Below are 26,602 nucleotides of genomic sequence, written 5' to 3'. Positions count from 1 at the left end.
CTGGCAGGTTATATGGCGGAGAAGAAACAGCTTCACAGACACTATCAGGCAAACAGCGTAAAGCACAGAAGATGGCTGTCTTACCTGACGCTGGCAGGTGAACTGGTGAGAACGCAACCCGGAGTGCTGAGGCGAATGAATATAGTTAATGCACTGAAATTATTAGGGAAAGAGTACAGTAATATGGTCACAGGCGAATGACCATATTACTGGGGATCCCTCAGCCCGAGGGGAGAGGGAGAAAACCAAACCGCTTCCGTTCAGCCCCCTCTCATGCGGGAGAGGGAGAAAACCAAACCGGCTCCGAACAGCCCCCTCTCATGCGGGAGAGGGAGAAAACCAAACCGGCTCCGAACAGTCCCCTCGTGCGGGAGAGGGAGAAAACCAAACCGGCTCCGAACAGTCCCCTCGTGCGGGAGAGGGAGAAAACCAAACCGCCTCCGTTCAGTCCCCTCTCCCTGCGGGAGAGGGTTAGGGAGAGGGGTCAACACTACACTTTCATTTATTTAGCGTCAGTCGCCGTGCCGTTCGCATGCCAGGTAAACACGCCGAACTCAAAGCCTTTCAGATCGCCTTTCTTATCCCAGGTCAGCGGGCCCATTACGGTATCAACCTGGTTGGCTTTCAGCCATTCCGCAATTTTCGCCGGATCGTCGCTCTGGTTCAGACCAGCAGACAGGGATTGCAGTGCCGCATAGGTGGTCCACACGAATGCACCACTCGGATCTTGTTTCTTGGCCTTGATCGCATCCACGACTGGTTTGTTCGCAGGAACCTGATCGTAGTTCTTCGGCTTAGTCACCAGCAGGCCTTCAGCAGAATCGCCAGCGATGTTAGACAGAGACACGTTCGCTACGCCTTCTGGGCCCATGAACTGGGTTTTCAGACCGGCAGCACGAGCCTGGCGCAGGATCTGGCCCATTTCAGGGTGGTAGCCACCGTAGTACACGAAGTCGATGTTTTCTTTCTTCAGGCGCGCCACCAGCGTGGAGAAGTCTTTCTCGCCTGCGGTGATGCCGTCAAAGAACACCACGTTTGCTTTGCCTTTCAGCGCATCCTGAACGGAGCGAGCCAGGCCTTCGCCGTACTGTTGTTTGTCATGAACAATCGCGATGCGTTTCGGCTTCACGGTGTTCAGAATGTATTTTGCAGCGGTTGGGCCCTGGTCGGAATCGAGGCCGGTGGTACGCAGGATCAGGTTATACCCACGCGCGGTCAGCTCTGGTGCCGTTGCCGCTGGGGTGATCATCAGAATACCTTCGTCTTCATAGATGTCAGACGCTGGCTGAGTGGAAGAGGAGCACAGGTGGCCGATAACGTATTTGATGCCATCGTTAACCACTTTGTTCGCCACTGCTACAGCTTGTTTCGGGTCACAGGCATCGTCATATTTTACGATAGAGAGTTTTTCGCCTTTGATCCCGCCTTTGGCATTAATGTCAGCGACAGCCTGTTCAGCCCCAGTGAACTCCTGATCGCCGTACTGCGCTACCGGGCCGGACATGGCGCCAACAACGGCAACTTTGATATCAGCCTGTGCCATGGTGCTGAATGCCAAGGCCATACATCCTGCCAGCAACGCTTTACCCTTCATTTTCATCCTGAGATTCCCCATTGTGATGGTGATTGATTTTGTTGTGATGTTGTTATGTGGCGCTTTATTTCATTATTTGGTCTGCCGCACGCGCTTTTACAGCATACTCTGCTAAAACATACCCGATTTTTTCTCTTTTGGAACCAGAAATTTGAGGGTTATGTAACAGAATCGTGACAAAAAAAAGGCGCTCCGAAGAGCGCCGAGCCATTAGCGGCTGAGGGAGTGTCGAATAATGTCCAGCGCCTTACGGAACTGCGCTTCAGGAATGGTGAGAGGGTAAAGGAAACGGATTACGTTGCCGTACACGCCGCAACTCAGCAGCAGCAGGCCTTCTTTCATCGCCTTCTCTTGCACCTGTTTGGTGAATTCAGGCGACGGCGCGCCGGTCTGTGGATCGTTAAACTCAACGGCCACCATAGAACCTTGCGCACGAACGTCAACGATGTAAGGGCAATCGGCTTTGGCATTGTTCAGCACTTCAACCAGGTGGTGACCCAGTTCAGAAGCGCGTGAACACAATTTTTCTTCATCAATGATATCCAGCACTGCGTGAGCGGATGCTACAGCCAGTGGGTTACCGGCATAAGTTCCGCCTAAACCACCCGGCGCAGGCGCGTCCATCACGTCCGCACGGCCCGCCACCGCTGAAAGCGGCATGCCGCCTGCCAGGCTTTTTGCCATGGTCATCAGGTCTGGCTTAACGTCGTAGTGTTCCATCGCAAACAGTTTGCCGGTACGGGCGAAACCGGTCTGCACTTCGTCGGCAATCAGCAGAATGCCGTGGGTATCGCACAGCTTGCGCAGGCCCTGCATGAAATCAGCCGGCGCCACGTTGAAGCCGCCTTCGCCTTGCACAGGCTCAAGGATGATGGCCGCAACCTGATCCGGCGCGATATCTGCTTTGAAAATACGATCCAGGCTTTTCAGCGCATCTTCGGTGGTCACACCGTGCGCGGCGTTAGGATACTGACCGTGATAAACAGAACCCGGGAACGGGCCAAAACCGATTTTGTACGGTGCCACTTTGCCGGTCAGCGCCATGGTCATAAAAGTACGGCCGTGGAAGCCGCCACCAAAGGTGATCAGCCCTGGACGTTTGGTATAAGCACGCGCGATTTTCACGGCGTTCTCAACCGCTTCCGCACCCGTAGAGAAGAAAGCAGTTTTCGCCGGACCATTCACTGGCACGCGAGCGTTGATACGTTCAGCCAGCGACACATAGCTTTCGTAAGGTACGATTTGGTAGGCCGTGTGGGTGAATGCCTGAAGCTGTTTTTCAATCGCCGCGACAATTTTTGGGTGGCGATGGCCAGTGTTCAGCACCGCAATCCCCGCAGCGAAGTCGATAACTTCATTGCCTTCCACATCCCACAGCGTCGCGTTCTCTGCTTTTTCGGCATAGAAGCCACACATGACGCCAATCCCACGCGGTGTCGCCTGTAAACGGCGCTGATTCAGTTCATTGTTTTTCATCGACCTTACCCCATCACAGATTCGTTTGTGTTAACAACTTTGAAACATGTGATAGTTTTACTGCCTGAGCGGTCCTATAATCGAGTACCAGTTTTGAATAATTGAGGGATCCAATTGCGTTCTTTAGTGTGCGATCTCCTGCAACTGCGTCTGGATGAACAACCCGACGATAAATTGCACCGAAAGCTGTATAACGCCGTCCGCCTGTCGATCCTCGACGGCAGCCTGCCGCCACAAAGCCGTTTGCCCCCTTCCCGCGATCTGGCAAGCCAACTGAAGTTGTCACGCAATACGGTGCTGACCGTGTACGAACAATTGCTGGCAGAGGGCTATATCGTTTCCCGCTCCGGCAGCGGCACCTTTGTCGCCCAGACGGTGCCCGATGCGCTGCTTTTTGCGACGGGTACACAGGAAGATCCCGGCAGCGACGTGCGCAGCATTAGCTTTTCAGAACGTGGTCAGGCGTTGCTGACGCACAGCAGCGCCAGCCCTCGCCAGTGGGGCGCATTTCTGCCCGGCGTGCCGGACGTGAACGAGTTTCCTCACGTTCTGTTGCGTAAAATCCACACCCGAGTGAGCCGTAAACCACAGGCGGTACAGCTTTCTTACAGCCCTTCCGGCGGCAGCCAGGCGCTGCAACAGGCATTGATGGAGTATTTACGCGTGGCGCGTTCGGTGCGCTGCACGCCAGATCAAATCCTGGTCACCGAAGGCATTCATCAGGCCATCGATTTAGTCTCAAGGATGCTCTGTAATCCAGGCGACAGCGCGTGGATTGAAGAACCCGCCTATTGGGGCATTCGTAACGTGCTGCAGATGAACGGCGTACAACTGCAGGCGGTGGATGTCGACCTCAGCGGCATGAACCCGCCGGAACCCGGCAACTCACCGCCAAGGCTGATTTTCGTCACGCCTTCGCATCAATACCCGCTGGGTTGCGTGATGAGCCTGGAGCGCCGTCAGCGCCTGCTTGCGCTGGCACGTCAGACCGGAAGCTGGATTGTGGAAGATGATTACGACAGTGAGTTTCGCTTCTCCGGCCAGCCGATCCCAGCCCTGCAAGGCCTGGTGGAAGATGCGCCGGTGATTTATATCGGCACGTTCAGCAAAACCATGTGGCCGGGGATGCGCCTCGGTTACGTCGTACTTCCACGCCCCTTAGCGCAGTCGTTGCGCATCGCTCATACCGAGCTGTATCGCAGCGGGCGTCTGCTCGATCAGGAAGCACTGGCGCTGTTTATTCGCGAAGGGCATTACACCGCGCATATTCGCCGGATGCGCCTGCTGTATGCCCGTCGTCGGCAGAAGCTCGCCGGGCTTATCACGGATTATCTGGGCAAAGAGGCCCTTAGCGAATTTAACGATAATGCCGGGCTACATCTGGTACTGAAACTGGATGCAGAGTGTGACGATGTAGCGCTGGCGAAAAAAGCCAATGAGAAAGGTGTGTTGGTGCGACCGCTTTCACGTTACTACCTGAATAAAGCCACGCAGCGTGGTCTGTTAATGGGCTTTGCAGCGATGCGTGAGGAAGAAATGGAAGGCGCTTTTAAGGTGTTGGTGGGGTGTATCAAAAACGAAAATGAGTAGATCCTTGCGGTCTGGTGCCCTCACCCCAGCCCTTTCCCACAGGGAGAGGGAGCAAACACAAAAACGGCAACCCGAAGGTTGCCGTTTGCATTTGTTTAGGCCTCAATCGCCATACGCAGTTTTTTCATCGCGTTCTTTTCGAGCTGACGGACACGTTCGGCGGACACGCCATAACGATCGGCCAGTTCCTGCAGCGTCGACTTGTTGTCTTCGTCCAGCCAGCGGGCGCGGATGATGTCCTGACTGCGTTCGTCCAGACCTTCCATCGCATGCGTCAGTTTGTTGGCAGCCTGCTCTTCCCAGTTATCGTCCTCGATGCCATCGGCAAAGTTAGACGTTTTATCCTGCAGATAGAGTACAGGTGCGACGGAATGGCTTTCGGAATCATCATCAGACGACATATCAAATGCCATGTCCTGTGCGGACATTCGTGATTCCATTTCGCGCACGTCTTTGCTGGTCACGCCCAGCTCACGTGCCACCATTTCGACTTCATCCTGATTAAACCAGCCCAGACGCTGCTTGGTTTTACGCAGGTTAAAGAACAACTTACGCTGTGCTTTGGTGGTCGCGACTTTCACGATACGCCAGTTACGCAGAACGTATTCATGAATCTCAGCCTTGATCCAGTGCACGGCAAACGACACCAGACGCACACCCACTTCAGGGTTGAAGCGGCGCACGGCTTTCATCAGGCCGATGTTACCTTCCTGAATCAGGTCTGCCTGCGGCAGGCCGTAGCCCGAGTAGTTACGAGCAACATGAACGACAAAGCGCAGGTGAGACAGGATCAGCGTTTTAGCTGCTTCCAGATCGCCCTGGTAATGCAGCTTTTCCGCCAGCGCCCGTTCTTCATCAGCCGTCAACATCGGCCATGCGTTTGCCGCCCGGATGTAGGAATCCAGGTTGCCAACAGGGGCTAAAGCTAAAGTTTGCATATCTTTGGTCATTCAAATCCTCTCAATTCTTTCTCTTCTGCTGCTTCGTCCCTCTAAGAGGCAACAAGCATGCCAGAAATTTTGAGCAACGAGGTTAGCATTCACACTTTTATCAGACCGTGATGTTATCCACAAGTTCCATGCAACGCTGTGAATAGATTACGCACAAAATGTGACACCACGATGATGATACTGGGGAACAGGGAAAGCGGATGGGTTTTTGAAACTCTCCCTGCGAACAGGAACATGATGCAGCAGGGAGAGATTATATCAGAAATTTATTACTCTGGCGTAAAGTGGCGTAAATGTTGAACGGTCGCCAGCCAGGCGGCTATCCAGCCAATCATCGAGCAGACAATCAACATCAGCAGGCACTCATCGAGGCCTAAGCCACTGAGTTCAAACTGAGTACCGAACACTTTCGCCACTTCCGTCACCGCCGAAGACAAACGCAGCACCAGAATTTCAGACAGGATCAGCGACAGAAATGCCCCTGAGAATCCTAACAACGCCCCACCGTACAGGAACGGACGCAGGATGAAACCATCTGTCGCGCCAATCAGTTTCTGCACGTTAATGGTGTCACGACGTGCGAAGATGCTCAGACGCACGCTGTTGCCAATAACGAGGAACACCGCCGCTATCATTAACACGCCGATCATCGCCGACACTCGGCCCACCAGCCCTGTTATAGAAGACAGGCGCGCGAACCAGCTATCGTCCATACGCACTTCATCCACGCCCTGAATGCGCGACACCCGGTCACGCAAGCTGTTGAGCGAATCAGTTCCCTGGAAATCCAGCTTAGGAATAACCACCGCGACGGCTGGCAGCGGGTTTTCTTCCAGCATGTCTAGTGCGCCACCAAAGCCGGACCAGTTGCGGAATTCACCCAGCGCTTCGTCACGTGACAGATAATTGACCTTATCCACGCCCTGCTCGGCCTGAAGCTGCCCCACCACTTTCGCGGCGGCATCATCATCAAGCGTTTTTTCCAGATAGACCGTGATTTGCGGCGACGGATAGTACTGCGACGCTGCGGTGTTCACGTTCTTGTAAACCATGTAGCACACGCTAGGCAGTGTCAGGGAGATGGCAATCACCATCACCGTCAGGAACGTCGCTATCGGTTTGCTTTTTAAGTCCTGCAACGCGCCGTGGAAGGCGTAACGCACCTGTTCGTTGAACACGTTGGTTTTGCGGGAGTTCGGTTTCGGCGAGGATTTTGCGCGTTTCGGCGCATTGCTGCCGTTGTTACCGCCGCCGCTCCCCGAGTTACGCAGCCGATCAAAACGGTTGCCGAACTGGCGAATCTGATTCATCGCTTCGCGTTTATTCACCGTAGCCTCCGTGCAAATGCCCGTCGCTGAGGGTCAGCATGCGGTACGAACGGCTGGAGATAAGCCCCAGATCGTGCGTCGCCATCAGCACCGTCACGCCAACGCGGTTGAACTCTTCAAACAAGCGCAGGATGCCTTCCGACAGCGCCTCGTCGAGGTTACCCGTCGGTTCATCCGCCAGCAGTACCGCCGGTTTGTTCACCACCGCACGGGCGATGCCCACACGCTGCTGTTCACCGCCGGAGAGCTGAATCGGGAGGTTTTTCGCTTTGTCGAGCAGCCCGACCTTATCCAGCGCCGCCGACACGCGACGACGAATGTCATCCCCGCTGGCGCCCGCGATGATCAGCGGGATAGCTACGTTATCGTAAACGGTCCGGTCCATCAGCAGGTGGTGATCCTGGAAAATCATGCCAATCTGGCGACGCAGAAACGGCACTTCGCGGTTTTTCAGGCGACTGATGTCATGCCCGCTGAACCAGATTTTCCCGGTACTTGGACGCTCGATACCGCAGATAAGCTTCAGCAGGGTACTTTTCCCTGCCCCGGAATGGCCGGTCAGAAAGGCCATCTCGCCCGGCTGCAGCTGGAAGTTAATCCCCTGCAGCGCTTGTCTCCCACCGAGATAGGCTTTGCTGACTTGTTCAAAGCGAATCATTGTTAATCCTCTCGGGCAAAAAGTGCCTCAATAAAATCGTCCGATTTGAAGGGACGCAAGTCTTCGATACGTTCGCCGACGCCAATGTAGCGGATCGGAATGCCAAACTGATCGGCCACCGAGAAGATAACGCCACCCTTGGCGGTCCCGTCCAGTTTAGTCAAGGTAATGCCGGTCAGCCCAACGGCTTCATGGAACAGCTTCGCCTGGCTGATGGCGTTCTGCCCGGTGCTGGCATCAATTGTCAGCATGATTTCGTGCGGCGCTTCCTCGTCCAGCTTTTTCATCACGCGGACGATTTTCTTCAGTTCTTCCATCAGGTGCGATTTATTCTGCAAACGCCCTGCGGTATCGGCAATCAGCACATCCACGTTGCGCGCTTTCGCGGCCTGAATCGCATCGAAAATCACGGAAGCGGAATCTGCACCGGTGTGCTGAGCAATCACCGGAATGTCGTTGCGTTGGCCCCAAACCTGAAGCTGTTCAACGGCTGCCGCACGGAAGGTATCGCCCGCCGCCAGCATTACGGATTTGCCCTGCTGCTCAAACTGACGCGCCAGTTTGCCGATGGTGGTGGTTTTACCCACCCCGTTAACGCCAACCATCAGGATAACAAACGGGGTTTTGCCTTCAATATTAAGCGGCTCATCCACTTTTGCGAGGATTTCGCTCATCTCATCTTTCAGCAGACCGTACAGCGCTTCGGCATCTCGCAGCTGTTTGCGGCTCGCGCCTTCGGTCAGATTAGCGATGATTTTACGGGTGGTTTCCACGCCGACATCGGCAATCAGCAGCTGTTCTTCCAGCTCTTCAAACAGATCATCATCGATTTTCTTGCCGCGGAACAGGCTGATAAATCCGGAACCGAGATTTTCTTTCGTTTTAAGCAAACTGCGCTTAAGGCGAGCGAAGAAACCTTCTTTGGTCGGCCTTTCTTGCTCCTGAAGCGGGGCTTCGACAGCGACGGCTTCTTCTGCCTCATCATTCGCGTTTTCAGCCGCCAGCGCCTGAGCTTCCAGCTCTTCGTCGGTCAGTTCGTCTTCTTCGGCAAGCTCTTCCTCAGCCACAGGCTGATGCGCCACAACGGCTTCTTCTTCGATAACAGCAACAGGGTCTTCTTCGACAATCTCTTCCGGTAGCGGCAGCGCTTCGTGCTCCACTTCTGCCTTTGGCTCGTCGATAACAACGGGCTCTTCAACCGGAGCAGAAACCTCTGCGACAGGTTCCGGCTCGATAACCGGCTGCGGTTTTTCGCTTTCGATGACCTCTTCGGTCACCTCGACCACGTCATCGGCGAACGCTTCAGTCTCTTCTTTGCTGTGTGCGGACGTGTCTGCTTCAGGCTCAGCAATCTGCTCCACAACCTCTTCAACAACAGGCTCGACGGGCGTTTGCTCAACGTCTGTCAGTTGCTGTTCGGCTTCCTGCTGCGGCTGTTCCTGTTCTTTCTGTCCAAAACCCAGCCAGGAGAAAAAGCCTTTCTTTTTGTTTTTTGCCATCGGCGACCACACTCTTCGCTGTTGACTCCCGGCACCGCGTCACCGCTATGTACATGGAAGCTAAAAAAATGATGAAATAGTCTATCACTTTACTTAACGCGCATCACCGCCTGGAAGAGTAATCCAGCACTGAGCTGAAGAACGCTATGAAAAAACCAAACCACAACGGCAGCGGTCAGATCCGCATTATAGGCGGGCAATGGCGGGGCCGTAAGCTCCCGGTGCCCGACAGCCCTGGCCTGCGCCCAACCACAGACCGCGTTCGTGAGACGCTATTTAACTGGCTTGCCCCGCATATGGTCGACGCGCGTTGCCTGGATTGTTTCGCTGGCAGCGGCGCTTTAGGGCTTGAAGCGCTCTCCCGTTATGCCGGCAGCACCACCTTGCTGGAGATGGAGCGTCACGTCGCACAACAGTTACAAAAAAACCTCGCCACGCTGAAAGCCAGCCATGCGCAGGTGGTAAACACTAACACGTTAACCTTCCTCGCCCAGCCTGGCACGCCGCATGACGTGGTGTTTATTGACCCGCCATTCCGCAAAGGCTTGCTGGAAGAAACACTGAGTCTGCTGGAAAAAAACGGCTGGCTGGCAGACGACGCGCTGATTTACGTCGAAAGCGAAGTGGAAAATGGCCTGCCGCCCGTCCCCGCACACTGGGATTTACACCGCGAGAAAGTGGCCGGTCAGGTGGCTTATCGTCTTTATCATCGTGAAGCACAAGGAGAACACAATGCTGCTTAATCTGGGCCGCCTGCTGATGCTTTGCGTCTGGGCCTTTCTGGTGCTGAATCTGGTGCACCCTTTCCCACGCCCGCTGAATATTTTCGTCAACGTGGCGCTGATTTTCATGGTGTTGATGCACGGCATGCAAATGGCGCTGCTGAAATCCACGATGCCAAAAGATGGCCCGCAGATGACGCGCGGCGAGCAAATCCGCATCTTCCTGTTTGGGGTGTTTGAACTGATTGCCTGGCAGAAGAAGTTAACGCCGAAGAAGAAGTGATTTATTGCCGGATGGCTCGATTGCCGGGTGGCTCGATTGCCGGGTGGCGCTGACGCTTACCCGGCCTACGTCTTATTCAGGCACGAACTCAACGAACTGAGAGCCCTTGTAACTCAAGGTGCCTTTATCGCCGACAGTTATCTGGTGATATTCTTTTTCTTCCACGCGGAAGGTCACTTCCAGCCCGCCCGTTTGCGGCCTGAAACTCACTTCATAGCGCATATCGCTGCCCGCAGGGGTCACAATTTGCTGGCGAGAACGCCGGTCGTTAATCACTTTTTCACGTTTATTGCTCACCACCACCTGCTTTTGCAGCAAAGGTGCGGCCTGGTTATCCATCTTTTCACGACGCTGTTGGACGAAGCGAAACGAGGCTGCAATCACGATAATCGCCACCACAACCACAAAAAAGAGCGGCATCTTACTCATTGAACTATCCCATCAGATTTGGCGGAAATCAGGATACCTTGCCTTCACTGGCATTGCCATCTGCCTGCTGGCACCACTACACTGAAACCAGAGAGTGCTTATTAGACAATACAAGGATTTACTATGCTTTGGTCTTTCATCGCAGTCTGTTTGTCCGGCTGGTTGTATGTGGATGCATCTTATCGTGGGCCCGTCTGGCAACGCTGGGTGTTCAAACCTGTCACCCTGATTCTGCTCCTGCTGCTTGCCTGGCAAGCGCCGATGTTCAACGCCATCAGCTATCTGGTACTCGCGGGCCTTTGTGCTTCGCTGATTGGTGATGCGCTCACGCTGCTTTCGCGTGAACGCCTGCTGTATGCCATCGGCGCTTTTTTCCTGTCTCATCTGCTCTATACCATCTGGTTTGCCAGCCAGATGACGCTGTCGTTTTTCTGGCCGCTACCGTTAGTGCTTTTGGTGATTGGCGCGGTGTTGATTGCCGTTATCTGGTCGCGCCTTGAAGAGCTGCGCTTGCCCGTTTGCACCTTCATCGCCATGACGCTGGTGATGGTGTGGCTGGCGGGTGAACTGTGGTTCTTCCGCCCTGTCGATACCGCACTTTCCGGCTTCATGGGCGCAACGCTGCTGCTGATCAGCGATATCGTCTGGCTGGGCAGTCACTACCGCCGCCGCTTCCGTGCCGACAGCGCGCTGGCGTCCGCTTGCTACTTCGCCGGGCACTTCCTGATTGTCCGCGCTCTGTATCTTTAAAAGCCCTTGACTCTGGAGTCGACTCCAGAGTGTATCCTTCGGTTAATGAGAAAATTATCATTAGCCGGAGGGTGCTATGACGACACCAGAATCTGACCACAAAAACGTCCCGCAATTTTCCACCCTGCGCTTCGCACCTGCTGCGGCGGAGAAAGAAACCTGCTGCTGCGAGGCTGATTGCACAGACAATACTGCACCAGCGGAAGACACAACCGGCAACCGCTTTAGCTGGAATGTCAGCGGTATGGACTGTGCCGCCTGCGCGCGAAAAGTCGAAAACGCCGCCCGTCAGGTTGCAGGCGTCAATCACGTCCAGGTGATGTTTGCCACCGAGAAACTGGTGGTCACCGCCAACGCCGACGTGCGCCCTCAAATTGAAAAAGCCGTCAGTGAGCTCGGCTACAGCCTGCAAAGCGAAGATGCGCCACAGGAAGCGGCAACGCCAGCCTGGCGGGATAATCTGCCGCTGATAGCACTTATCGTGATGATGGCAGTCAGTTGGGGGCTGGAACAACTGAACAATCCAGCCGGACAACTGGCGTTTATTGTCACCGCCCTGGTCGGGCTATTCCCGATTGCCCGTCAGGCGTTACGCCTGATAAAAAGCGGCAGCTGGTTCGCCATTGAAACCCTGATGAGCGTTGCCGCCCTCGGCGCGCTGTTTATCGGGGCTACCGCTGAAGCAGCCATGGTGCTGCTACTGTTTCTGATTGGTGAACGGCTTGAAGGCTGGGCTGCCAGCCGTGCGCGTAAAGGCGTCAGCGCGTTGATGGCCCTGAAACCCGAAACCGCTGTTCGCTTGCGTAACGGCGAGCGGGAAACGGTCGCCCGGCGTGATTTGCGCCCTGGCGATGTGATTGAAGTTGCCGCAGGGGGGCGTTTGCCAGCCGACGGTACGCTGATTTCACCTTTCGCCAGCTTTGATGAAAGCGCATTGACCGGTGAATCCGTTCCCGTGGAGCGTAATGCAGGCGAAAAAGTCGCGGCAGGCGCCACCAGTGTTGACCGTCTGGTGCAGTTGACCGTTGTCTCTGAACCCGGAGACAGCGCCATCGACCGCATCCTGCGCCTGATTGAAGAAGCCGACGAACGCCGCGCCCCCATTGAGCGCTTCATCGACCGCTTCAGCCGAATTTATACCCCGGCGATCATGCTCGTCGCCCTGCTCGTCGCCATTGTCCCGCCTCTGTTCTTTGCAGCCGAATGGATGCCGTGGATCTACAAAGGCCTGACGCTGCTGCTGATTGGCTGCCCTTGTGCGCTGGTCATTTCCACGCCTGCAGCGATCACCTCGGGTCTGGCAGCGGCAGCGCGTCGTGGTGCGTTGATTAAAGGCGGTGCGGCACTTGAACAACTTGGACGTGTTCGCCAGATTGCCTTTGATAAAACAGGCACCCTCACCGTCGGCAAACCGAAAGTGACGTCAATAGTGGCGACAGGTTCTGTCGATGAGGATGCATTGCTTGCCCTCGCAGCCGCCGTTGAACAAGGGTCGAGCCACCCATTGGCGCAGGCCATTGTGGCCGATGCCCAGACTCGTGGCTTGACGATAGCGGAAGCCAGTCATCAAAGAGCATTGGCTGGCTCAGGCATTGAGGCTGAAGTGGAAGGCCAGCGAGTGCTGATTTGTGCCGCAGGAAAATTCAACGCGACTGGTTTTGAAGAACAAATCCAGCAATTAGAAAGCGCCGGGCAAACGGTGGTGCTGGTTGTACGCAACGAAGCGCTGCTGGGGATTATCGCCCTGCGCGATACCTTACGGGAAGACGCACGAGAAGCCGTTGCGGCCCTGCATCAGCTTGGCGTACAAGGCGTGATCCTGACGGGTGATAACCCGCGAGCAGCCGCAGCTATCGCTCAAGAATTGGGTCTGGAATATCGGGCTGGCCTGCTGCCAGAAGACAAAGTGAAGGAAGTCAGTAAGCTAAACGCAAGTGAACCACTGGCCATGGTCGGCGACGGCATCAACGACGCACCCGCCATGAAAGCCGCCACCATCGGCATTGCGATGGGCAGCGGGACCGACGTGGCACTGGAAACCGCCGATGCCGCCCTGACAGGCAATCGCCTGACCGGCCTGGCGCAGATGATTGCCCTCGCCCGCGCCACGCACGCCAACATCCGGCAGAACATCGCCATCGCGCTAGGGCTGAAAGGGATTTTCCTCGTCACCACGCTGCTCGGCTTCACCGGCCTGTGGCTGGCCGTGCTGGCCGACACCGGCGCAACGGTGTTAGTGACGGCGAATGCTTTGCGGTTATTACGTCGGAAATAAGTTCTTCACGACCGGGCAAGCCAAAGTGCCGCCCGGCCGTGTAAAACTACATCCCCAATGCGTGAGGTAGCCAGAGCGAAATCGCCGGGATGTAAGTCACCATTCCCAGCACCAGCAACAACATGCCGTAAAAGGGCAGCATGGCGCGAACCACCGTTTCTATCTTCTGCTTGCTGACCGCACTCGCCACGAACAGCACTGATCCTACCGGTGGTGTTATCAGGCCGATCCCAAGGTTCACCATCATGATCATGCCAAAATGCACCGGATCAATGCCCAGCGAATTGGTCACGGGCAATAATACGGGCGTAAGGATCAGGATGATGGGTGCCATGTCCATCAGGGTACCAATCAGCAGCAGCATGACGTTCAGGTACATCAGGATCACGTATTTGTTGCTTGAGAGCGACGTGAAGAATTCAGTGATGCGAACCGGCAACTGCATGTAAGTCATCACCGCGCCAAATGCGGCGGCAAAACCAATCAGGATCATGACGATACTGACCGTTTTCACCGTGCGGTACATCAGTTTTGGCAGTTCGCTCCACCGGTAATCCCGGTAGATAAACATGGTCACGAAGAACGCCCACAGGCAGGCTACTGCCGCAGATTCCGTGGCGGTGAAAATGCCGGAAAGAATACCGCCAAGGATGATAACCACCGTCATCAGCCCCCACAGGGCATCAAAGAAAATTTTCAGCGCCTGTTTAAACGGGATCACTTCGCCTTTCGGGTAGCCCCGCTTGTGGGCAAAGCCAAGGCACATCACCATCAGGCATACGCCTAACAGCAATCCTGGCAACACCCCGGCGATGAACAGCGTGGCAATCGACACCGTACCGCCTGCTGCCAGAGAATAAATCACCGAGTTGTGGCTGGGTGGAATAAGTATCGCCTGCACCGACCCGCTTGCCGTGACTGCCGCGGCATATTCCCGTGGATAGCCTTTCTTCTCCATTTCCGGGATCATGACGCTGCCGATAGAAGCCGTGTCCGCGACTGAAGAGCCTGAAATCGCCCCAAAAAAGGTGGAGGCGACGATATTTACCAGCGACAGCCCGCCGCGAATAAAACCGACGAACAGATAAGCAAAATTGACCAGCCTTCTGGCAATACCGCCTTCCGCCATAATGGCCCCCGCCAGAATGAAGAACGGGATCGCCAGCAGCGTGAATTTGTTCACCCCACTGGTTATCTGAATCATCAATGCTTCAAGCGGCAAATCAATCCACAGCGCCCCGGCCACGGCGCTTAACCCCACAGCAAAAGCCACCGGCATGCCGAGAGCCAGTAAAATGGCGAGGGTAAACAGTAAGATAAATGCGTCCATCAGAAAGTCCTCAGCCGTGGTTACCGATAAGCACGACCGGACGATTCTCCTGGGAACCGTACAGCAGACGCTCGATCACAAACAGAATCAGGACTGCCGATCCCACAGGCAACGGCAGGTACGTTTCACCCGAGGTCAGCAACGGAAACTCGGCAACGGGTTGCTCCCAGAGATCCGCACACAGCCAGGCGCTGTACCAGAACATGATCCCGGTTATCAACAGCATTAAGAGATCAACCAGCCGCGCAGCGACTTTCTGCAACGCGGCAGGTAAACGATCGGTCAGCATGTTGACCGCAATGTGTGATCCGGCGCGGTACCCCACCGCCGCACCGATAAACGTAAACGTCACCATGCAGATAATCGCCACCGGCTCAGGCCAGGATTCCCCTCGGTTCAGCACATAGCGAGAGAAAATCCCAATCGGGATAACCACCGTCATCATCAACAGCGCCGCACCTGCTACCCACATCGCCAGCATGTACACCTTGTCCATCAGTCGACAAAATTGCTCAGACATATGTCCTCCGTCAGGCAGGAATTACTGAACGTCGGCGATGGCTTTCATCAGGTCCTGGTGCTTCTCGCCATAGGCTTTGCGCACCGGTTCCGTCGCCTGCACAAAATAAGCTTTATCGATGGTATGGAACTGCACGCCACCTGCTTTCATTTTCTCCAGCGCCTGCTGGTTATAGGCGTTCCACAGCTGACGCTGTTCCATTTGCGCTTCACGAGCCAGGGTCAGGATTTTTTGCTGTTGGTCGGCGTTCAGCTTGTCCCATTTCACTTTGGAATAGAGCAGCATTTCCGGGGTGATAAAGTGGCCGCTGAGGGTGTAGTTTTTCGCCACCGGCATATAGTTATGCGCGATAAAGGTCGGCGGATTGTTCTCCGCGCCGTCAATGACCCCGGTCTGCATGCCGCTGTAAACTTCGCTCACCCCCATCGCCACGGCGTTTGCGCCCATGTCTTTGAGGGTATCAATGGCCACCGGGCTGCCCTGCACGCGGATTTTCATCCCCTTCAGATCTTCCGGTTTCACCACCGGCTGTTTGGTGATGAGGTTACGCGTGCCGGAGTCCATCCAGCCGAGAAACACCAGCTTTGATTTCGGGTTGTTGGTGAGCTTGTCGCCAATCTGTTTGCCAATATCACCGTCGATCACCTTATGCATATGATCTTCATCGCGGAACACATACGGCAATGTGAAAGCCTCTACGTCAGGCAGGATCGCCGCCACCGGAGCCATCGACACACGGATCATGTCGATCGCCCCCATTTGCGCCTGCTCAATCATTTGCTTTTCATCACCCAGCACGCCGCCCGGAAAGACTTTGATTTCCAGGTCGCCATGGGTTTGCTGCTTGAGCTTTTCGCCCATATGCTGCACTGCGACCACGTTCGGATACCCTTCCGGGTGAACATCAGCGGCACGGATAGTTTGCGCGCAAACCAGGGTAGAGAAGCAGAGCGTGGCGCTGGACAGGCATAAGGCGGCCACAAATGGCTTTACGGTCATTTTCATCGGTCGTCTCCAGAGGAATTAGTAAAACGCTGTTTTATTTTTGCGTTTAAAAAGTAGCCTGGAGAGAAGAAAGGGACGGTGAGAGGGGTCACAAAAGAAACAATAATGAAACGTCGGTTTAACGATTTGATAACGATATTTCAGGGCAGATCACAGAATCCGCCCTCACGTACTCAGTGGTTTTTACGAATCAAATACTGATAAGGCAGGCTGTCGGTTTGCTGAGCAATCAGTTCGTGTTCCATGAAACGGCAAAAACCCGGAATATCGCGGGTGGTGGCCGGATCGTCGGCGATAATCAGCAGGGTCTCGCCAACAGGCATGGTGCGTACGGTTTTACGCACCATCATTACCGGCTCAGGGCAACGCAGGCCCTGTGCATCCAAAGTGTGGTCCGCCGCAGAAAAAAGTTCGCTCATGGTGTACTCAGTTAGTCAAAAAAACCGCCCTAGTTTACCGCCACCGTTTTGTGAAGCAAGGCAGGTTAACGGTTGCGTGAAAATTAGCCATTGCAAAGCAGGCTAAACGCAGTATCATGCGGCGGTTTTTATTGGGTTCCCTCACCCCAACCACTAAAAAGGTCACAATATGACGTCGTTTTCTCAAACTCAGCGCGTAAAAGCGTTGTTCTGGCTTTCGCTTTTTCATTTGCTGGTGATCACCTCCAGTAACTATCTGGTGCAGCTGCCGGTCTCCATTTTTGGTTTTCATACCACCTGGGGCGCCTTCAGTTTTCCGTTTATCTTCCTTGCCACCGATCTGACCGTGCGTATCTTTGGCGCGCCGCTTGCCCGCAAGATTATTTTCGCGGTCATGGTGCCTGCCCTGCTGATTTCGTATGTCATCTCTTCCCTGTTCTACATGGGCGAGTGGCAAGGTTTTGCTGCGCTGGGTAGCTTTAACCTGTTCGTGGCTCGTATCGCGGCAGCAAGCTTTATGGCCTATGCGCTGGGGCAAATCCTCGACGTGGGCGTGTTCAATCGCCTGCGCCAAAGCCGCCACTGGTGGCTGGCACCCACTGCGTCCACGCTGTTCGGCAATATCAGCGACACCGTCGCCTTCTTCTTTATTGCTTTCTGGCGCAGCACCGACCCGTTTATGGCGACGCACTGGAAAGAAATCGCGCTGGTCGATTACAGCTTTAAGGTGCTTATCAGCATCGTCTTCTTCCTGCCGATGTACGGCGTGTTGCTCAATATGCTGTTGAAAAAGCTGGCAGATAAGTCTGAAATCCGGGCTTTTCAGCACGGTTAAGAGTTCATTACACAGGTTGTGATAAGATAGCCGGATGTGCCATTAATGGCCGTTTATCGAAAGGAAGATGTCAATGCGCAATTTGGTGAAATATGTCGGTATTGGCCTGCTGGTGATGGGTCTTGCCGCCTGTGATAACAGCGACAGCAAAGCCCCTGCACAGGGCGCATCCGCTGAGAGCAATGCAGCGGCTCAGCCAGTGAGTCTGCTGGATGGCAAACTCAGTTTCTCCCTGCCGGCCGATATGACCGACCAGAGCGGCAAACTGGGCACTCAGGCCAACAACATGCACGTCTATTCTGACGCCACCGGCCAGAAAGCGGTGATTGTGATTGTCGGCGACAACACCAATGAAGATTTGGGTGTCCTGGCTCAGCGTCTGCAAGAACAACAGCGCGGTCGCGATCCACAGCTGCAAGTTGTGACCAACAAATCCATCGAGCTGAAAGGCCACACCTTGCAGCAGCTCGACAGCATTATTTCTGCCAAAGGCCAGACCGCTTACTCCTCCGTTGTGCTGGGTAAAGTGGACAACAAACTGCTGACCCTGCAAATCACCCTGCCTGCTGACGATCAGCAGAAAGCGCAGACCGCAGCGGAAAACATCATCAATACCATCGTCATCAACTAACGCAGTCTGCTGACGACAAGGCCCCCGGTTTCACGACCGGGGGCTTTTTTTTGCTTTATCGCAAATAAGCGTGAACACATGTGACATCAGCGCTCAAGCCGGGTGGCGGCTTCGCCTTACGCCGGCCTACGGATTGTCGCTTTTGTAGGCCTGGCAAGCGTAGCGCCGCCGGGCAATTTACAGCCAAAAAAAGGTTCATCGGGCTTCCTTCGGCTTCGCTTTCGGATAGTTACCCCGCAGCAACGCACTACACTTAATGCCGATAGCTCATAAGGAAAGCACCATGAATACATCTGCCGCTGATAAAGCGGGCCTGCATATCTTGTTAAAACTTGCCTCACTGGTGATCATCCTCGCCGGGATCCACGCCGCCGCCGACATTATTGTTCAGCTCTTATTGGCGCTGTTTTTCGCCATTGTTCTCAATCCTTTAGTCACCTGGTTTATTCGTCGCGGCATATCACGCCCGGTTGCGATCAGCATTGTGGTCTTCGTGATGCTCTGCGTACTCACGGCGCTGTTCGGCGTACTGGCGGCGTCGAGCAATGAATTTATTGCCATGCTGCCGAAGTACAACAAAGAACTGACACACAAGCTGCTCGCCCTGCAGGATTCGTTGCCGTTTCTGCATATGCACATGTCGCCGGAGCGCATGTTGCAGCGCATTGATTCCGACAAAATGATGACCTTCGCCACCACCATGATGACCGGGCTTTCCGGGGCGATGGCGAGCATTGTCCTGCTGGTGATGACCGTGGTGTTTATGCTGTTTGAGGTACGTCATGTGCCTTACAAACTGCGATTCGCGCTGGTGAATCCGCAGATTCATATCGCCGGTTTGCACCGCGCGCTGAAAGGCGTGTCGCATTATCTGGCGCTGAAAACGCTCATTAGCCTGTGGACGGGCGTGATCGTCTGGCTTGGTCTGGTGCTGCTTGGCGTGCAGTTCGCGCTGATGTGGGGCGTGCTGGCCTTCTTACTGAACTATGTGCCCAACATTGGCTCGGTGATTTCGGCCATTCCGCCGATGATTCAGGCTTTCTTGTTTAATGGCTGGTATGAATGTCTGTTGGTCGGCGCGCTGTTTTTGGCGGTGCATATGGTGCTGGGCAATATCGTCGAGCCACGAATGATGGGACACCGGTTAGGGATGTCGACCCTGGTGGTGTTCTTATCGTTGCTGGTTTGGGGATGGCTGCTGGGCCCGGTCGGCATGTTGCTGTCCGTTCCGCTCACCAGTGTGTGCAAAATCTGGATGGAAACCACCAAAGGCGGCAGCAAGCTGGCGATCTTGTTGGGGCCAGGGCGACCGAAAAGCCGGCTTCCCGGATAGCCGACGGAGATAAACAAAACTACCTGTTCAGGTAGTTTTGTTTTCTCTTAATGCAGAAATGAATAACCCCCTAACTAAAATCCACCTTTATAAAATTTACATTTTACGTAATGAATATTAACCAGGATATTAACAGCCATTCTTGTTGCAGCGCCGCACACACTCACATATCATTTTACAACCCGCTATCATTGGCAACTGGGGATTAATAAAAGAAGACTTTATTAACCCTAAAATAACGAGAAAATCGCTAATGATGGGCAATGGGTAAATTTTCACCGGCCGTTGATAAAAGGTTTGGATATTGCCGGGTTTAATAACGCATCGATTCAGGTATGGAATGGAGTTATTGATGAAAAAGTTAGTGAAATGGTTTGCTGCCGCCCTGATGGTCGGCGTAATGGCGGGTTGTGTTTCCCGCACGGAGCCGATTGAAACCGTGCAAAGCCCGGTTACCAGCGGTCACACTGAAGCTCAGGTTCGCACCGCTATTTTAAAAGCTGGCCTCAACCGCCAGTGGATTATGACCGATGCCGGTCCTGGGGTAATTAAAGGCCGCCAGCAGGCTCGCGACCATACTGCCAATATTATCGTGCAGTATTCTGCCAACAGTTACATCATCAAATATGACAGCAGTATCAATCTGATGGCATCAGGCGGGCAAATCCACCGCAACTACAATCGCTGGGTGCATAACCTGGATAAAGATATTCAGCTTTATCTCTCTACCGGCGCACAATTGTAATCCAGATAAGAGGAATATCGGGCCTTATGGGGCCGATATTCATCCTCAGACTGAAACTGTTTGCGAGTTTAAGACCACTCTGCCTTATCTCTGATCGCTTACGCATCAATAACATTGTAGGATGTAGGCGCGAAGAACAATATGCCGCATGAATACACCAATAATAAGTGGCATCACTTTATTTAACGTACTGATAGCTCAGGCCCGCACCGATGAAATACTCATTAACCCTAACCGACTGGCAGGCCCGCGCGCCTGGCTTAAGCGACCCAGCCCACTGGCTCGACTGGGCACGTAGCACTGGCGAAATAGACTCAGCCGCCCCGCAGGGCAAACTGACTGCGCTGCCAATGATGACGGCTCGTCGCCTAAGTTCCGGTAGCAAGCTGGCTGTGGAATGCGGTCTGGCGATGCTGAAAAACCATGCCATTGATGCCGTGCTTTACACCAGCCGCCACGGCGAGCTTGAGCGCAACTACCGCATTCTGGAAGCGCTGGCAAAACAGCAGCCGGTTTCCCCAACAGATTTTGCCCTGTCGGTGCACAATTCTGCCGTCGGCAATCTGACTATCGTCGCACAGCAACCGATTGTTTCTTCTTCTCTTTCAGCCGGAAAAGATACCTTCCAGCAAGGGCTGCTGGAAGTCGTCAGCCTGCTTCAGGCGGGCTACAAACGGGTATTAATGGTTGATTTTGACGGTGCAGTGCCTGCGTTTTATCACCATGACTTGCAGGCCTCGATGCCAACGTGGGCCTACGCGGCGGCGTTCGTGTTTGAAGCTGGAAATCAGCTTAGCTGCACCACGCGAGCCGGTGGCGATGAGACAGAAAGCGGATTACCGCAAAGCCTGACTTTCCTGCGTCATTATTTGAATCAGGACCATGAATTTACCGTCAGCGGCGAAGTGGCCCAATGGTGCTGGAGCCACGCATGAAGGCGGTCAGTTCACCGTTCAACCGCGTCTGGCGCATCTTCGCCACCGGATTCTGCTTTTCACTGTTCGGTATCGGCGGCCTGCTGCTTTCGCTGATTTGGTTCAACATCCTGCTGGTGTTGGTGCGTGACAGCACACGCCGTCGCCGCATCGCCCGTCGCAGCATCTCGGCCAGCTTTCGCTTTTTCCTGTGGGTGACCAAAGTGATGGGCGTGCTGGATTACCGTTTTCACGGCGAAGCGATCCTGCAAAATGAGCGCGGCTGCCTGGTGATTGCCAACCATCCTTCGCTGCTCGATTACGTGCTGATTGCCTCTGTGATGCCCGAAACCGACTGCATGGTGAAAAGCTCGCTGCTGCGAAACCCATTTATGAGCGGGGTTATCCGCAGCGCTAACTATCTGATTAACAGCGAAGCCGACAGCCTGCTGCCCGCCTGTGAAGAACGTTTGGCTCGCGGCGACACCATTTTGATTTTCCCGGAAGGCACCCGCACGCGCGTGGGCGAACCGATGACGCTGCAACGCGGCGCCGCCAATATTGCCGTACGCTGCACCAGTGATGTCCGAATTGTGACGATTCGCTGTAGCCAACGTATGCTGGATAAACAAAGCCAGTGGTATGATGTGCCACCGGTAAAACCCATATTTGACGTGAATGTTTGCGAGCGTATCGCCATCACTGACTTTTATGATGCAAACTTACAAGAACCGGCGCTGGCCGCACGCCAGCTCAACCGACTGTTTTTGTCTCAATTGCAAAAGACAGACCCGGAAACATGACCGGGAAAGCACCTTCTTTGGCAGGAATTAATGATGCAAGCCCTTTATCTTGAACTCAAAAATCTCATTATTCAGACCCTGAATCTTGATGAATTGTCAGCGGATGATATCGACACCGATGCCCCTCTCTTTGGCGATGGCTTAGGCCTGGATTCCATTGATGCGCTCGAGCTTGGGCTCGCGGTGAAAAATCAGTATGGCGTGGTGCTTTCAGCAGAAAGCGAAGAGATGCGTCAGCATTTCTACTCCGTTGCCACACTGGCGTCCTTTATCAGCGCTCAGCGCGCCTGAAGACGAGTCCGTTATGACTGAACAAGAAACCATTTATCAGGAAGTCGCTGACCTTCTGCACAAGCTGTTTGAAATCGACCCGCAGTACATCAAACCTGAAGCCCGCCTGTATGAAGATCTGGAGCTGGACAGTATCGACGCCGTCGATATGGTCGTCCATTTGCAGAAAAAAACCGGCAAGAAAATTAAGCCTGACGAATTCAAATCGGTCCGCACCGTTCAGGATGTGGTCGACGCCGTAAGCCGTCTGCTGCACGACGAGTAACGAACATGCGCGGCTCACGCTCGCTGCCGCTGATGCGGCTGGCGACAGGTGCCATTGTGCTTGCCTGGCCTTTGCTGGTTGGCTTTGGTCTGGCGCACAACGGGCTGCACTGGCTGCTGCCGACCATGGCCTTGCTGCTGTTATTGCGTCTTTTCCAGGTGCGTAAACAAGCCGGGCCGATGCGTGGCGTGTTGCAGGTCGTGGCGCTCGCGGGCATTGCCCTGTGTACCGCCAGTGCCTTACTGAAGGCTCATCAGCTGCTGCTGTTTTATCCGGTAGTGGTCAATCTGGTGATGCTGGCGGTGTTTGGCGGTTCGCTGTGGAGCCACATGCCGCTGGTCGAGCGTCTGGCGCGCCTGCGTGAACCCGACCTGCCGCCCGCCGGTGTGCGTTATACCCGTCAGGTCACCCGTGTCTGGTGCCTGTTTTTTATCGTCAATGGATCAATCGCCCTCTTCACCGCACTGCATGGCGACATGAAGCTGTGGACGGCATGGAACGGCGTGATGGCCTACCTGCTGATGGGAACCCTGATGGCCGCTGAATGGCTGGTTCGCAGGCGCTTGATGAAAAGAGAACAACCATGAATTACCCCCTTCCGCTGGCACAGTGGCTGAACCCCACGCGGCCTGACGACACGGTCGTTGCCTGGCTCGGTGAACACCACTGGACGCTCGGCGATTTACGTCGCGACGTGAGCGTTCAGGTGCAGGCGTTGCAGGCTCAGTCCGGCGAACGTTGGGCGCTGTGTTTCGAAGACAGCTATCTGTTTATCGTGGCGCTGCTGGCCTCGCTGCACGCGGGCAAAGTTCCGGTGATCCCAGGGCATTGCCGTGAGTCATTGCTCAATGAGCAACAAGACCTGTTTGATGGCGTGATGAGCGAAACGACGCTCCAGTGGGAAGGGCCGCACCTTGCAGTGACCGCCACGCCAACGTCATTCGCGCACAGTGACATCATCCTGCCGCCGATTGCGGCAGACAGCTACGTGGAACTGTTTACCTCAGGCTCCACCGGACAGCCGAAGCAGATTATCAAGCCTGTCGCGCTGCTGGACGAAGAAGCCCGAATGCTGCATACGCGTTTCGGCCCACGGCTGGCAGGTTGTCGCGTTGTGGCCTCCGTTGTGCCGCAGCATCTGTATGGCCTGACGTTCCGCATTTTCCTGCCGATGGCCTGCGGAATGCCTCTGCATGCCTCGATGCTGTATTACGCTGAACAGCTGAGTGCGCTCGCGCCTCAACACCGTTATGTCTTTATCAGCAGCCCGGCGTTCCTGAAACGGCTGGACGCCAACCTCACGCCGCCACCGGTAGAGATGATCCTTTCAGCGGGCGGCATGCTGCCGTGGAAAGAGGTCAAAGAGACCCAAAGCTGGCTGAACGTCTGGCTGGACGAAATTTACGGCAGCACCGAAACCGGCATTATGGCCTGGCGACAGCGCGTGGATAACAGCACTTCCTGGCAGCTGTTCCCGGAAGTGACGCTGCGAGCGGAAGGCGAAGAATGGCGGCTGTTGTCGCCTCTGCTGAACGACCCGGAAGGCATGTTGCTCGACGATCAGCTTGAGCTGGTCGACGACGGTTTTCGGCTTGTCGGACGACGCGGGCGCATTGTCAAAATTGAAGAAAAACGCGTCTCCCTCAGCGAGATTGAACGCCGCCTGATGGCGCTCGAAGGCATTGTCGATGCTGCTGCGGTGCCCGTTTCGCGAGGTGGTCGTCAGGGCATTGGCGTAGCGCTGGTGCTCACAGAACAAGCTCGTCAACAGTGGCAGGAGAACGGTGGTAAAGCGCAGGAACAGGCGTGGCGACGTGCGCTGATGCCAGTGCTGGAATCTGTCGCGGTGCCTCGCTACTGGCGAGTCATCGATGAGATACCCGTGAACACCCTGAACAAGCGTGTCTATGCGCAATTGCAGGAGCTATTTTCGTGAAACCTCGTGAAATTGAACGCCTCCAGGCGCAGCCTCAGGAACTGGCGGTTGTGCTGCATCTCGACCCGGATTTGTTCTGGTTCCAGGGGCATTTCGACGTGCAGCCTCTGCTTCCCGGCGTGGCGCAGCTCGACTGGGTGATGCACTACGCCATCACGCTGCTGGCCCCTGGCTTTCGCTTTCACAGCATTCAGAACGTGAAATTCCAGGCACCGCTGCTGCCGGAAACCACTGTCACGCTGACGCTTTCCTGGCTGGCGGAAAAACAGCTTCTCAGCTTCAGCTACCAACGTCATGAAGGCGAATTACGCCACACCGCCAGCAGCGGAAAGATTCGGTTATGTCAGTAACGTTTACGCCCTGCATCCTGATCCCCTGCTACAACCACGGCGCGATGATGGCGAGCGTGCTTACGCGCCTGTCCGCATTTCAGATGCCGTGCATTGTGGTGGATGACGGCAGCGACACCGCCACTCGCGAGGTGCTCGAAGCGCTGGCGGCTGAGCACGATAACGTGACGCTGGTGCGCCTGGCAGAAAACGCAGGCAAAGGTGCGGCGGTGATCCGCGGGCTGGAAGAGGCGCAACGCGCAGGCTTCAGCCATGCCGTGCAGGTGGATGCCGATGGGCAGCATGCGATTGAAGATATCCCGCGCCTGCTGGCGATGGCCGAAAAACACCCGGAAGCACTGATTTCTGGCAAGCCTGTTTACGATGATTCTGTGCCACGCTCACGTCTGTATGGACGTTACGTCACTCACGTCTGGGTGTGGATTGAAACGCTTTCCTTGCAGCTTCAGGACAGCATGTGCGGCTTCCGTGTTTACCCGGTTGCCCCCACGCTGAAGCTGGCAAGCCGCGTCGCACTGGGCAAACGTATGGATTTCGACACCGAAGTGATGGTGCGTTTGTACTGGCAGGGCAACACCAGCTATTTCGTGCCCACGCGCGTCACTTATCCTGAAGACGGGTTGTCGCACTTTGATGCGCTGAAGGACAACGTGCGTATTTCATGGATGCACACCCGCCTGTTCTTCGGCATGTTACCGCGCATCCCTTCGCTGTTGTTCCGCCGTCGCACACAGCACTGGGCGCGTCAGCCGGAAGCCAAAGGGCTGTGGGGCATGCGGCTGATGATTTGGGTGTGGAAAACCTTTGGTCGCGGGGCCTTTTCGCTGCTGCTGTGGCCAGTCATTGCCGTGTTCTGGCTGACCGCAAGCGTGCCACGTCGAGCCTCTCAGCAGTGGATTGCGAAAGCCAAACGCGAGCTGGATGTCCGCCAGCAACCGCAGCCCGCTCGCTTCAACAGCTTCCATCACTTTATGCGCTTCGGCCATGCGATCCTCGATAAAATCGCCAGCTGGCGCGGGGAACTGAAACCTGGCCGTGACATTGTGTTCGCACCGGGCGCACAGGTTGCTTTAGACATGTCGGCCCCGCAGGGCAAGCTGCTGCTGGCCTCGCATCTGGGTGATGTCGAAGCTTGTCGGGCGCTTTCCACCCGCACCATTAACGCGCTGGTGTTCAATGAAAACGCTCAACGTTTTAAGCAGGTGATGGAAGAGAATGCCCCGCAATCGGGTATCAACCTGATCTCCGTCACTGACGTCGGCCCCGACACCGCAATGCTGCTGAAAGAGAAACTCGATCAGGGCGAATGGGTGGCGATCGTCGGCGATCGCATTGCGGTGAACCCGCAACGCGGCGGTGACTGGCGGGTTATCTGGAGCAATTTCCTGGGCACGCCAGCGCCCTTTCCACAAGGCCCGTTTATTTTGGCCTCGGTGCTGAAATGCCCGGTGCTGATGATTTTCGCCCTCAAACAACAGGGCAAATTGCAGGTGCACTGTGAGCCGTTCGCTGATCCGCTGATCCTGCCGCGCGGTGAACGCCAGCAGGCACTGCAAAACGCCGTCGACCATTATGCCCAGCGCCTGGAGCATTACGCGCTGCTGTCGCCGCTCGACTGGTTTAACTTTTTTGATTTCTGGCAGCTGCCGGATGCTACGGATAAGGAGTAAC

General features: G+C 55.2%; 28 protein-coding genes and 1 pseudogene. 18 read left to right on the top strand and 11 right to left on the bottom strand.

Features of this window, described 5'->3' with window-relative positions; all coding sequences use genetic code 11:
• Positions 1-201, top strand: a pseudogene (locus ACI2I2_RS03995) (IS4 family transposase); the annotation flags it as partial.
• A 301-nt stretch (positions 202-502) separates the two neighbouring features.
• Here the strand turns inward: ACI2I2_RS03995 and ACI2I2_RS03990 are convergent.
• Positions 503-1,600 (bottom strand): branched-chain amino acid ABC transporter substrate-binding protein, encoded by a 1,098-nt coding sequence (locus ACI2I2_RS03990; protein ID WP_404656724.1) that lies wholly within the window; start codon positions 1,598-1,600, stop codon positions 503-505.
• Positions 1,601-1,804: 204 nt separating this feature from the next.
• Positions 1,805-3,070, bottom strand: coding sequence for a 4-aminobutyrate--2-oxoglutarate transaminase (locus ACI2I2_RS03985; protein WP_404656723.1), 1,266 nt, complete (start codon positions 3,068-3,070; stop codon positions 1,805-1,807).
• 114 nt (positions 3,071-3,184) lie between these two features.
• Here ACI2I2_RS03985 and ACI2I2_RS03980 point away from each other — a divergent pair, with 114 nt between their 5' ends.
• Positions 3,185-4,660, top strand: coding sequence for a PLP-dependent aminotransferase family protein (locus tag ACI2I2_RS03980; RefSeq protein WP_404656722.1), 1,476 nt, complete (start codon positions 3,185-3,187; stop codon positions 4,658-4,660).
• 95 nt (positions 4,661-4,755) lie between these two features.
• On the opposite strand, the gene rpoH is transcribed toward ACI2I2_RS03980, so the two are convergent.
• The 4 genes from rpoH to ftsY all read right to left on the bottom strand — a co-directional run bounded on the left by rpoH (position 4,756) and on the right by ftsY (position 9,095).
• Entirely contained in the window at positions 4,756-5,610 is an 855-nt protein-coding gene (gene rpoH, locus ACI2I2_RS03975) for an RNA polymerase sigma factor RpoH (RefSeq protein ID WP_404656721.1), read from the bottom strand.
• 269 nt (positions 5,611-5,879) lie between these two features.
• Positions 5,880-6,938 carry a permease-like cell division protein FtsX gene (ftsX, locus tag ACI2I2_RS03970; protein WP_404656720.1) on the bottom strand — a complete coding sequence of 353 codons (1,059 nt, stop codon included), beginning with the start codon at positions 6,936-6,938 and terminating at the stop codon, positions 5,880-5,882.
• A complete protein-coding gene (gene ftsE / locus ACI2I2_RS03965; RefSeq protein WP_330984149.1) occupies positions 6,931-7,596 on the bottom strand; it encodes a cell division ATP-binding protein FtsE in 666 nt (221 codons plus the stop codon). Before ftsE ends, ftsX begins: the two co-directional genes overlap by 8 nt.
• A gap of 2 nt (positions 7,597-7,598) precedes the next feature.
• Entirely contained in the window at positions 7,599-9,095 is a 1,497-nt protein-coding gene (ftsY, locus tag ACI2I2_RS03960) for a signal recognition particle-docking protein FtsY (RefSeq protein ID WP_404656719.1), read from the bottom strand.
• 146 nt (positions 9,096-9,241) lie between these two features.
• On the opposite strand from ftsY, the gene rsmD reads away from it, so the two are divergent.
• On the top strand, positions 9,242-9,838 hold the full coding sequence (gene rsmD / locus ACI2I2_RS03955) for a 16S rRNA (guanine(966)-N(2))-methyltransferase (RefSeq protein ID WP_330984147.1): 597 nt from the start codon (positions 9,242-9,244) through the stop codon (positions 9,836-9,838).
• A complete protein-coding gene (locus tag ACI2I2_RS03950) occupies positions 9,828-10,100 on the top strand; it encodes a DUF1145 family protein (RefSeq protein WP_330984146.1) in 273 nt (90 codons plus the stop codon). The genes rsmD and ACI2I2_RS03950 overlap by 11 nt, the downstream gene beginning before the upstream one ends.
• Before the next feature lie 72 nt (positions 10,101-10,172).
• On the opposite strand, the gene ACI2I2_RS03945 is transcribed toward ACI2I2_RS03950, so the two are convergent.
• Positions 10,173-10,529, bottom strand: coding sequence for a DUF2500 domain-containing protein (locus tag ACI2I2_RS03945; RefSeq protein WP_330984145.1), 357 nt, complete (start codon positions 10,527-10,529; stop codon positions 10,173-10,175).
• Between the two features lie 123 nt (positions 10,530-10,652).
• Here ACI2I2_RS03945 and ACI2I2_RS03940 point away from each other — a divergent pair, with 123 nt between their 5' ends.
• Positions 10,653-11,279, top strand: coding sequence for a lysoplasmalogenase (locus ACI2I2_RS03940; RefSeq protein ID WP_404656718.1), 627 nt, complete (start codon positions 10,653-10,655; stop codon positions 11,277-11,279).
• Between the two features lie 76 nt (positions 11,280-11,355).
• The gene (zntA, locus tag ACI2I2_RS03935) at positions 11,356-13,554 is read left to right on the top strand and encodes a Zn(II)/Cd(II)/Pb(II) translocating P-type ATPase ZntA (RefSeq protein ID WP_404656717.1); all 2,199 of its coding nucleotides are present in this window, start codon (positions 11,356-11,358) and stop codon (positions 13,552-13,554) included.
• 46 nt (positions 13,555-13,600) lie between these two features.
• On the opposite strand, the gene ACI2I2_RS03930 is transcribed toward zntA, so the two are convergent.
• From ACI2I2_RS03930 to tusA, 4 genes are all read right to left on the bottom strand, one after another.
• Entirely contained in the window at positions 13,601-14,884 is a 1,284-nt protein-coding gene (locus tag ACI2I2_RS03930) for a TRAP transporter large permease (protein ID WP_404656716.1), read from the bottom strand.
• Between the two features lie 10 nt (positions 14,885-14,894).
• Positions 14,895-15,404, bottom strand: coding sequence for a TRAP transporter small permease (locus tag ACI2I2_RS03925; RefSeq protein WP_404656715.1), 510 nt, complete (start codon positions 15,402-15,404; stop codon positions 14,895-14,897).
• A 21-nt stretch (positions 15,405-15,425) separates the two neighbouring features.
• A complete protein-coding gene (locus ACI2I2_RS03920) occupies positions 15,426-16,409 on the bottom strand; it encodes a TRAP transporter substrate-binding protein (protein ID WP_404656714.1) in 984 nt (327 codons plus the stop codon).
• A gap of 173 nt (positions 16,410-16,582) precedes the next feature.
• Positions 16,583-16,828, bottom strand: coding sequence for a sulfurtransferase TusA (gene tusA / locus ACI2I2_RS03915; protein ID WP_330984139.1), 246 nt, complete (start codon positions 16,826-16,828; stop codon positions 16,583-16,585).
• Between the two features lie 169 nt (positions 16,829-16,997).
• Between tusA and ACI2I2_RS03910 the strand changes: the two genes are divergently transcribed.
• From ACI2I2_RS03910 to ACI2I2_RS03855, 12 genes are all read left to right on the top strand, one after another.
• A complete protein-coding gene (locus tag ACI2I2_RS03910; protein WP_404656713.1) occupies positions 16,998-17,663 on the top strand; it encodes a 7-cyano-7-deazaguanine/7-aminomethyl-7-deazaguanine transporter in 666 nt (221 codons plus the stop codon).
• 73 nt (positions 17,664-17,736) lie between these two features.
• On the top strand, positions 17,737-18,294 hold the full coding sequence (locus ACI2I2_RS03905) for a DcrB family lipoprotein (protein ID WP_330984137.1): 558 nt from the start codon (positions 17,737-17,739) through the stop codon (positions 18,292-18,294).
• Between the two features lie 283 nt (positions 18,295-18,577).
• The gene (locus ACI2I2_RS03900; RefSeq protein WP_404656712.1) at positions 18,578-19,627 is read left to right on the top strand and encodes an AI-2E family transporter; all 1,050 of its coding nucleotides are present in this window, start codon (positions 18,578-18,580) and stop codon (positions 19,625-19,627) included.
• Between the two features lie 352 nt (positions 19,628-19,979).
• On the top strand, positions 19,980-20,372 hold the full coding sequence (locus tag ACI2I2_RS03895; protein WP_404656711.1) for a hypothetical protein: 393 nt from the start codon (positions 19,980-19,982) through the stop codon (positions 20,370-20,372).
• 212 nt (positions 20,373-20,584) lie between these two features.
• On the top strand, positions 20,585-21,307 hold the full coding sequence (locus tag ACI2I2_RS03890; protein WP_404656710.1) for a beta-ketoacyl synthase chain length factor: 723 nt from the start codon (positions 20,585-20,587) through the stop codon (positions 21,305-21,307).
• On the top strand, positions 21,286-22,089 hold the full coding sequence (locus ACI2I2_RS03885; RefSeq protein WP_404656709.1) for a lysophospholipid acyltransferase family protein: 804 nt from the start codon (positions 21,286-21,288) through the stop codon (positions 22,087-22,089). Before ACI2I2_RS03890 ends, ACI2I2_RS03885 begins: the two co-directional genes overlap by 22 nt.
• Positions 22,090-22,122: 33 nt before the next feature.
• The gene (locus tag ACI2I2_RS03880) at positions 22,123-22,380 is read left to right on the top strand and encodes a phosphopantetheine-binding protein (RefSeq protein WP_330984132.1); all 258 of its coding nucleotides are present in this window, start codon (positions 22,123-22,125) and stop codon (positions 22,378-22,380) included.
• 13 nt (positions 22,381-22,393) lie between these two features.
• Complete coding sequence (locus ACI2I2_RS03875; RefSeq protein ID WP_404656708.1) at positions 22,394-22,645, top strand: acyl carrier protein; 252 nt, start codon at positions 22,394-22,396, stop codon at positions 22,643-22,645.
• 5 nt (positions 22,646-22,650) lie between these two features.
• Positions 22,651-23,232: a hypothetical protein gene (locus ACI2I2_RS03870; RefSeq protein ID WP_404656707.1), complete on the top strand. Its 582-nt coding sequence runs from the start codon at positions 22,651-22,653 to the stop codon at positions 23,230-23,232.
• Positions 23,229-24,581, top strand: a complete 1,353-nt coding sequence (locus tag ACI2I2_RS03865; protein WP_404656706.1) for an AMP-binding protein — start codon at positions 23,229-23,231, stop codon at positions 24,579-24,581. Before ACI2I2_RS03870 ends, ACI2I2_RS03865 begins: the two co-directional genes overlap by 4 nt.
• Complete coding sequence (locus tag ACI2I2_RS03860) at positions 24,578-24,931, top strand: hydroxymyristoyl-ACP dehydratase (RefSeq protein ID WP_404656705.1); 354 nt, start codon at positions 24,578-24,580, stop codon at positions 24,929-24,931. The genes ACI2I2_RS03865 and ACI2I2_RS03860 overlap by 4 nt, the downstream gene beginning before the upstream one ends.
• Positions 24,922-26,601: a glycosyltransferase gene (locus ACI2I2_RS03855; RefSeq protein ID WP_404656704.1), complete on the top strand. Its 1,680-nt coding sequence runs from the start codon at positions 24,922-24,924 to the stop codon at positions 26,599-26,601. Before ACI2I2_RS03860 ends, ACI2I2_RS03855 begins: the two co-directional genes overlap by 10 nt.
• The last annotated feature ends 1 nt before the right edge of the window (position 26,602 follow it).

The organism is Scandinavium sp. NPDC088450 (assembly GCF_044900545.1).
In the GTDB taxonomy this organism is placed as follows: domain Bacteria; phylum Pseudomonadota; class Gammaproteobacteria; order Enterobacterales; family Enterobacteriaceae; genus Scandinavium.
This window is presented reverse-complemented; position numbering and strand designations above follow the sequence as displayed.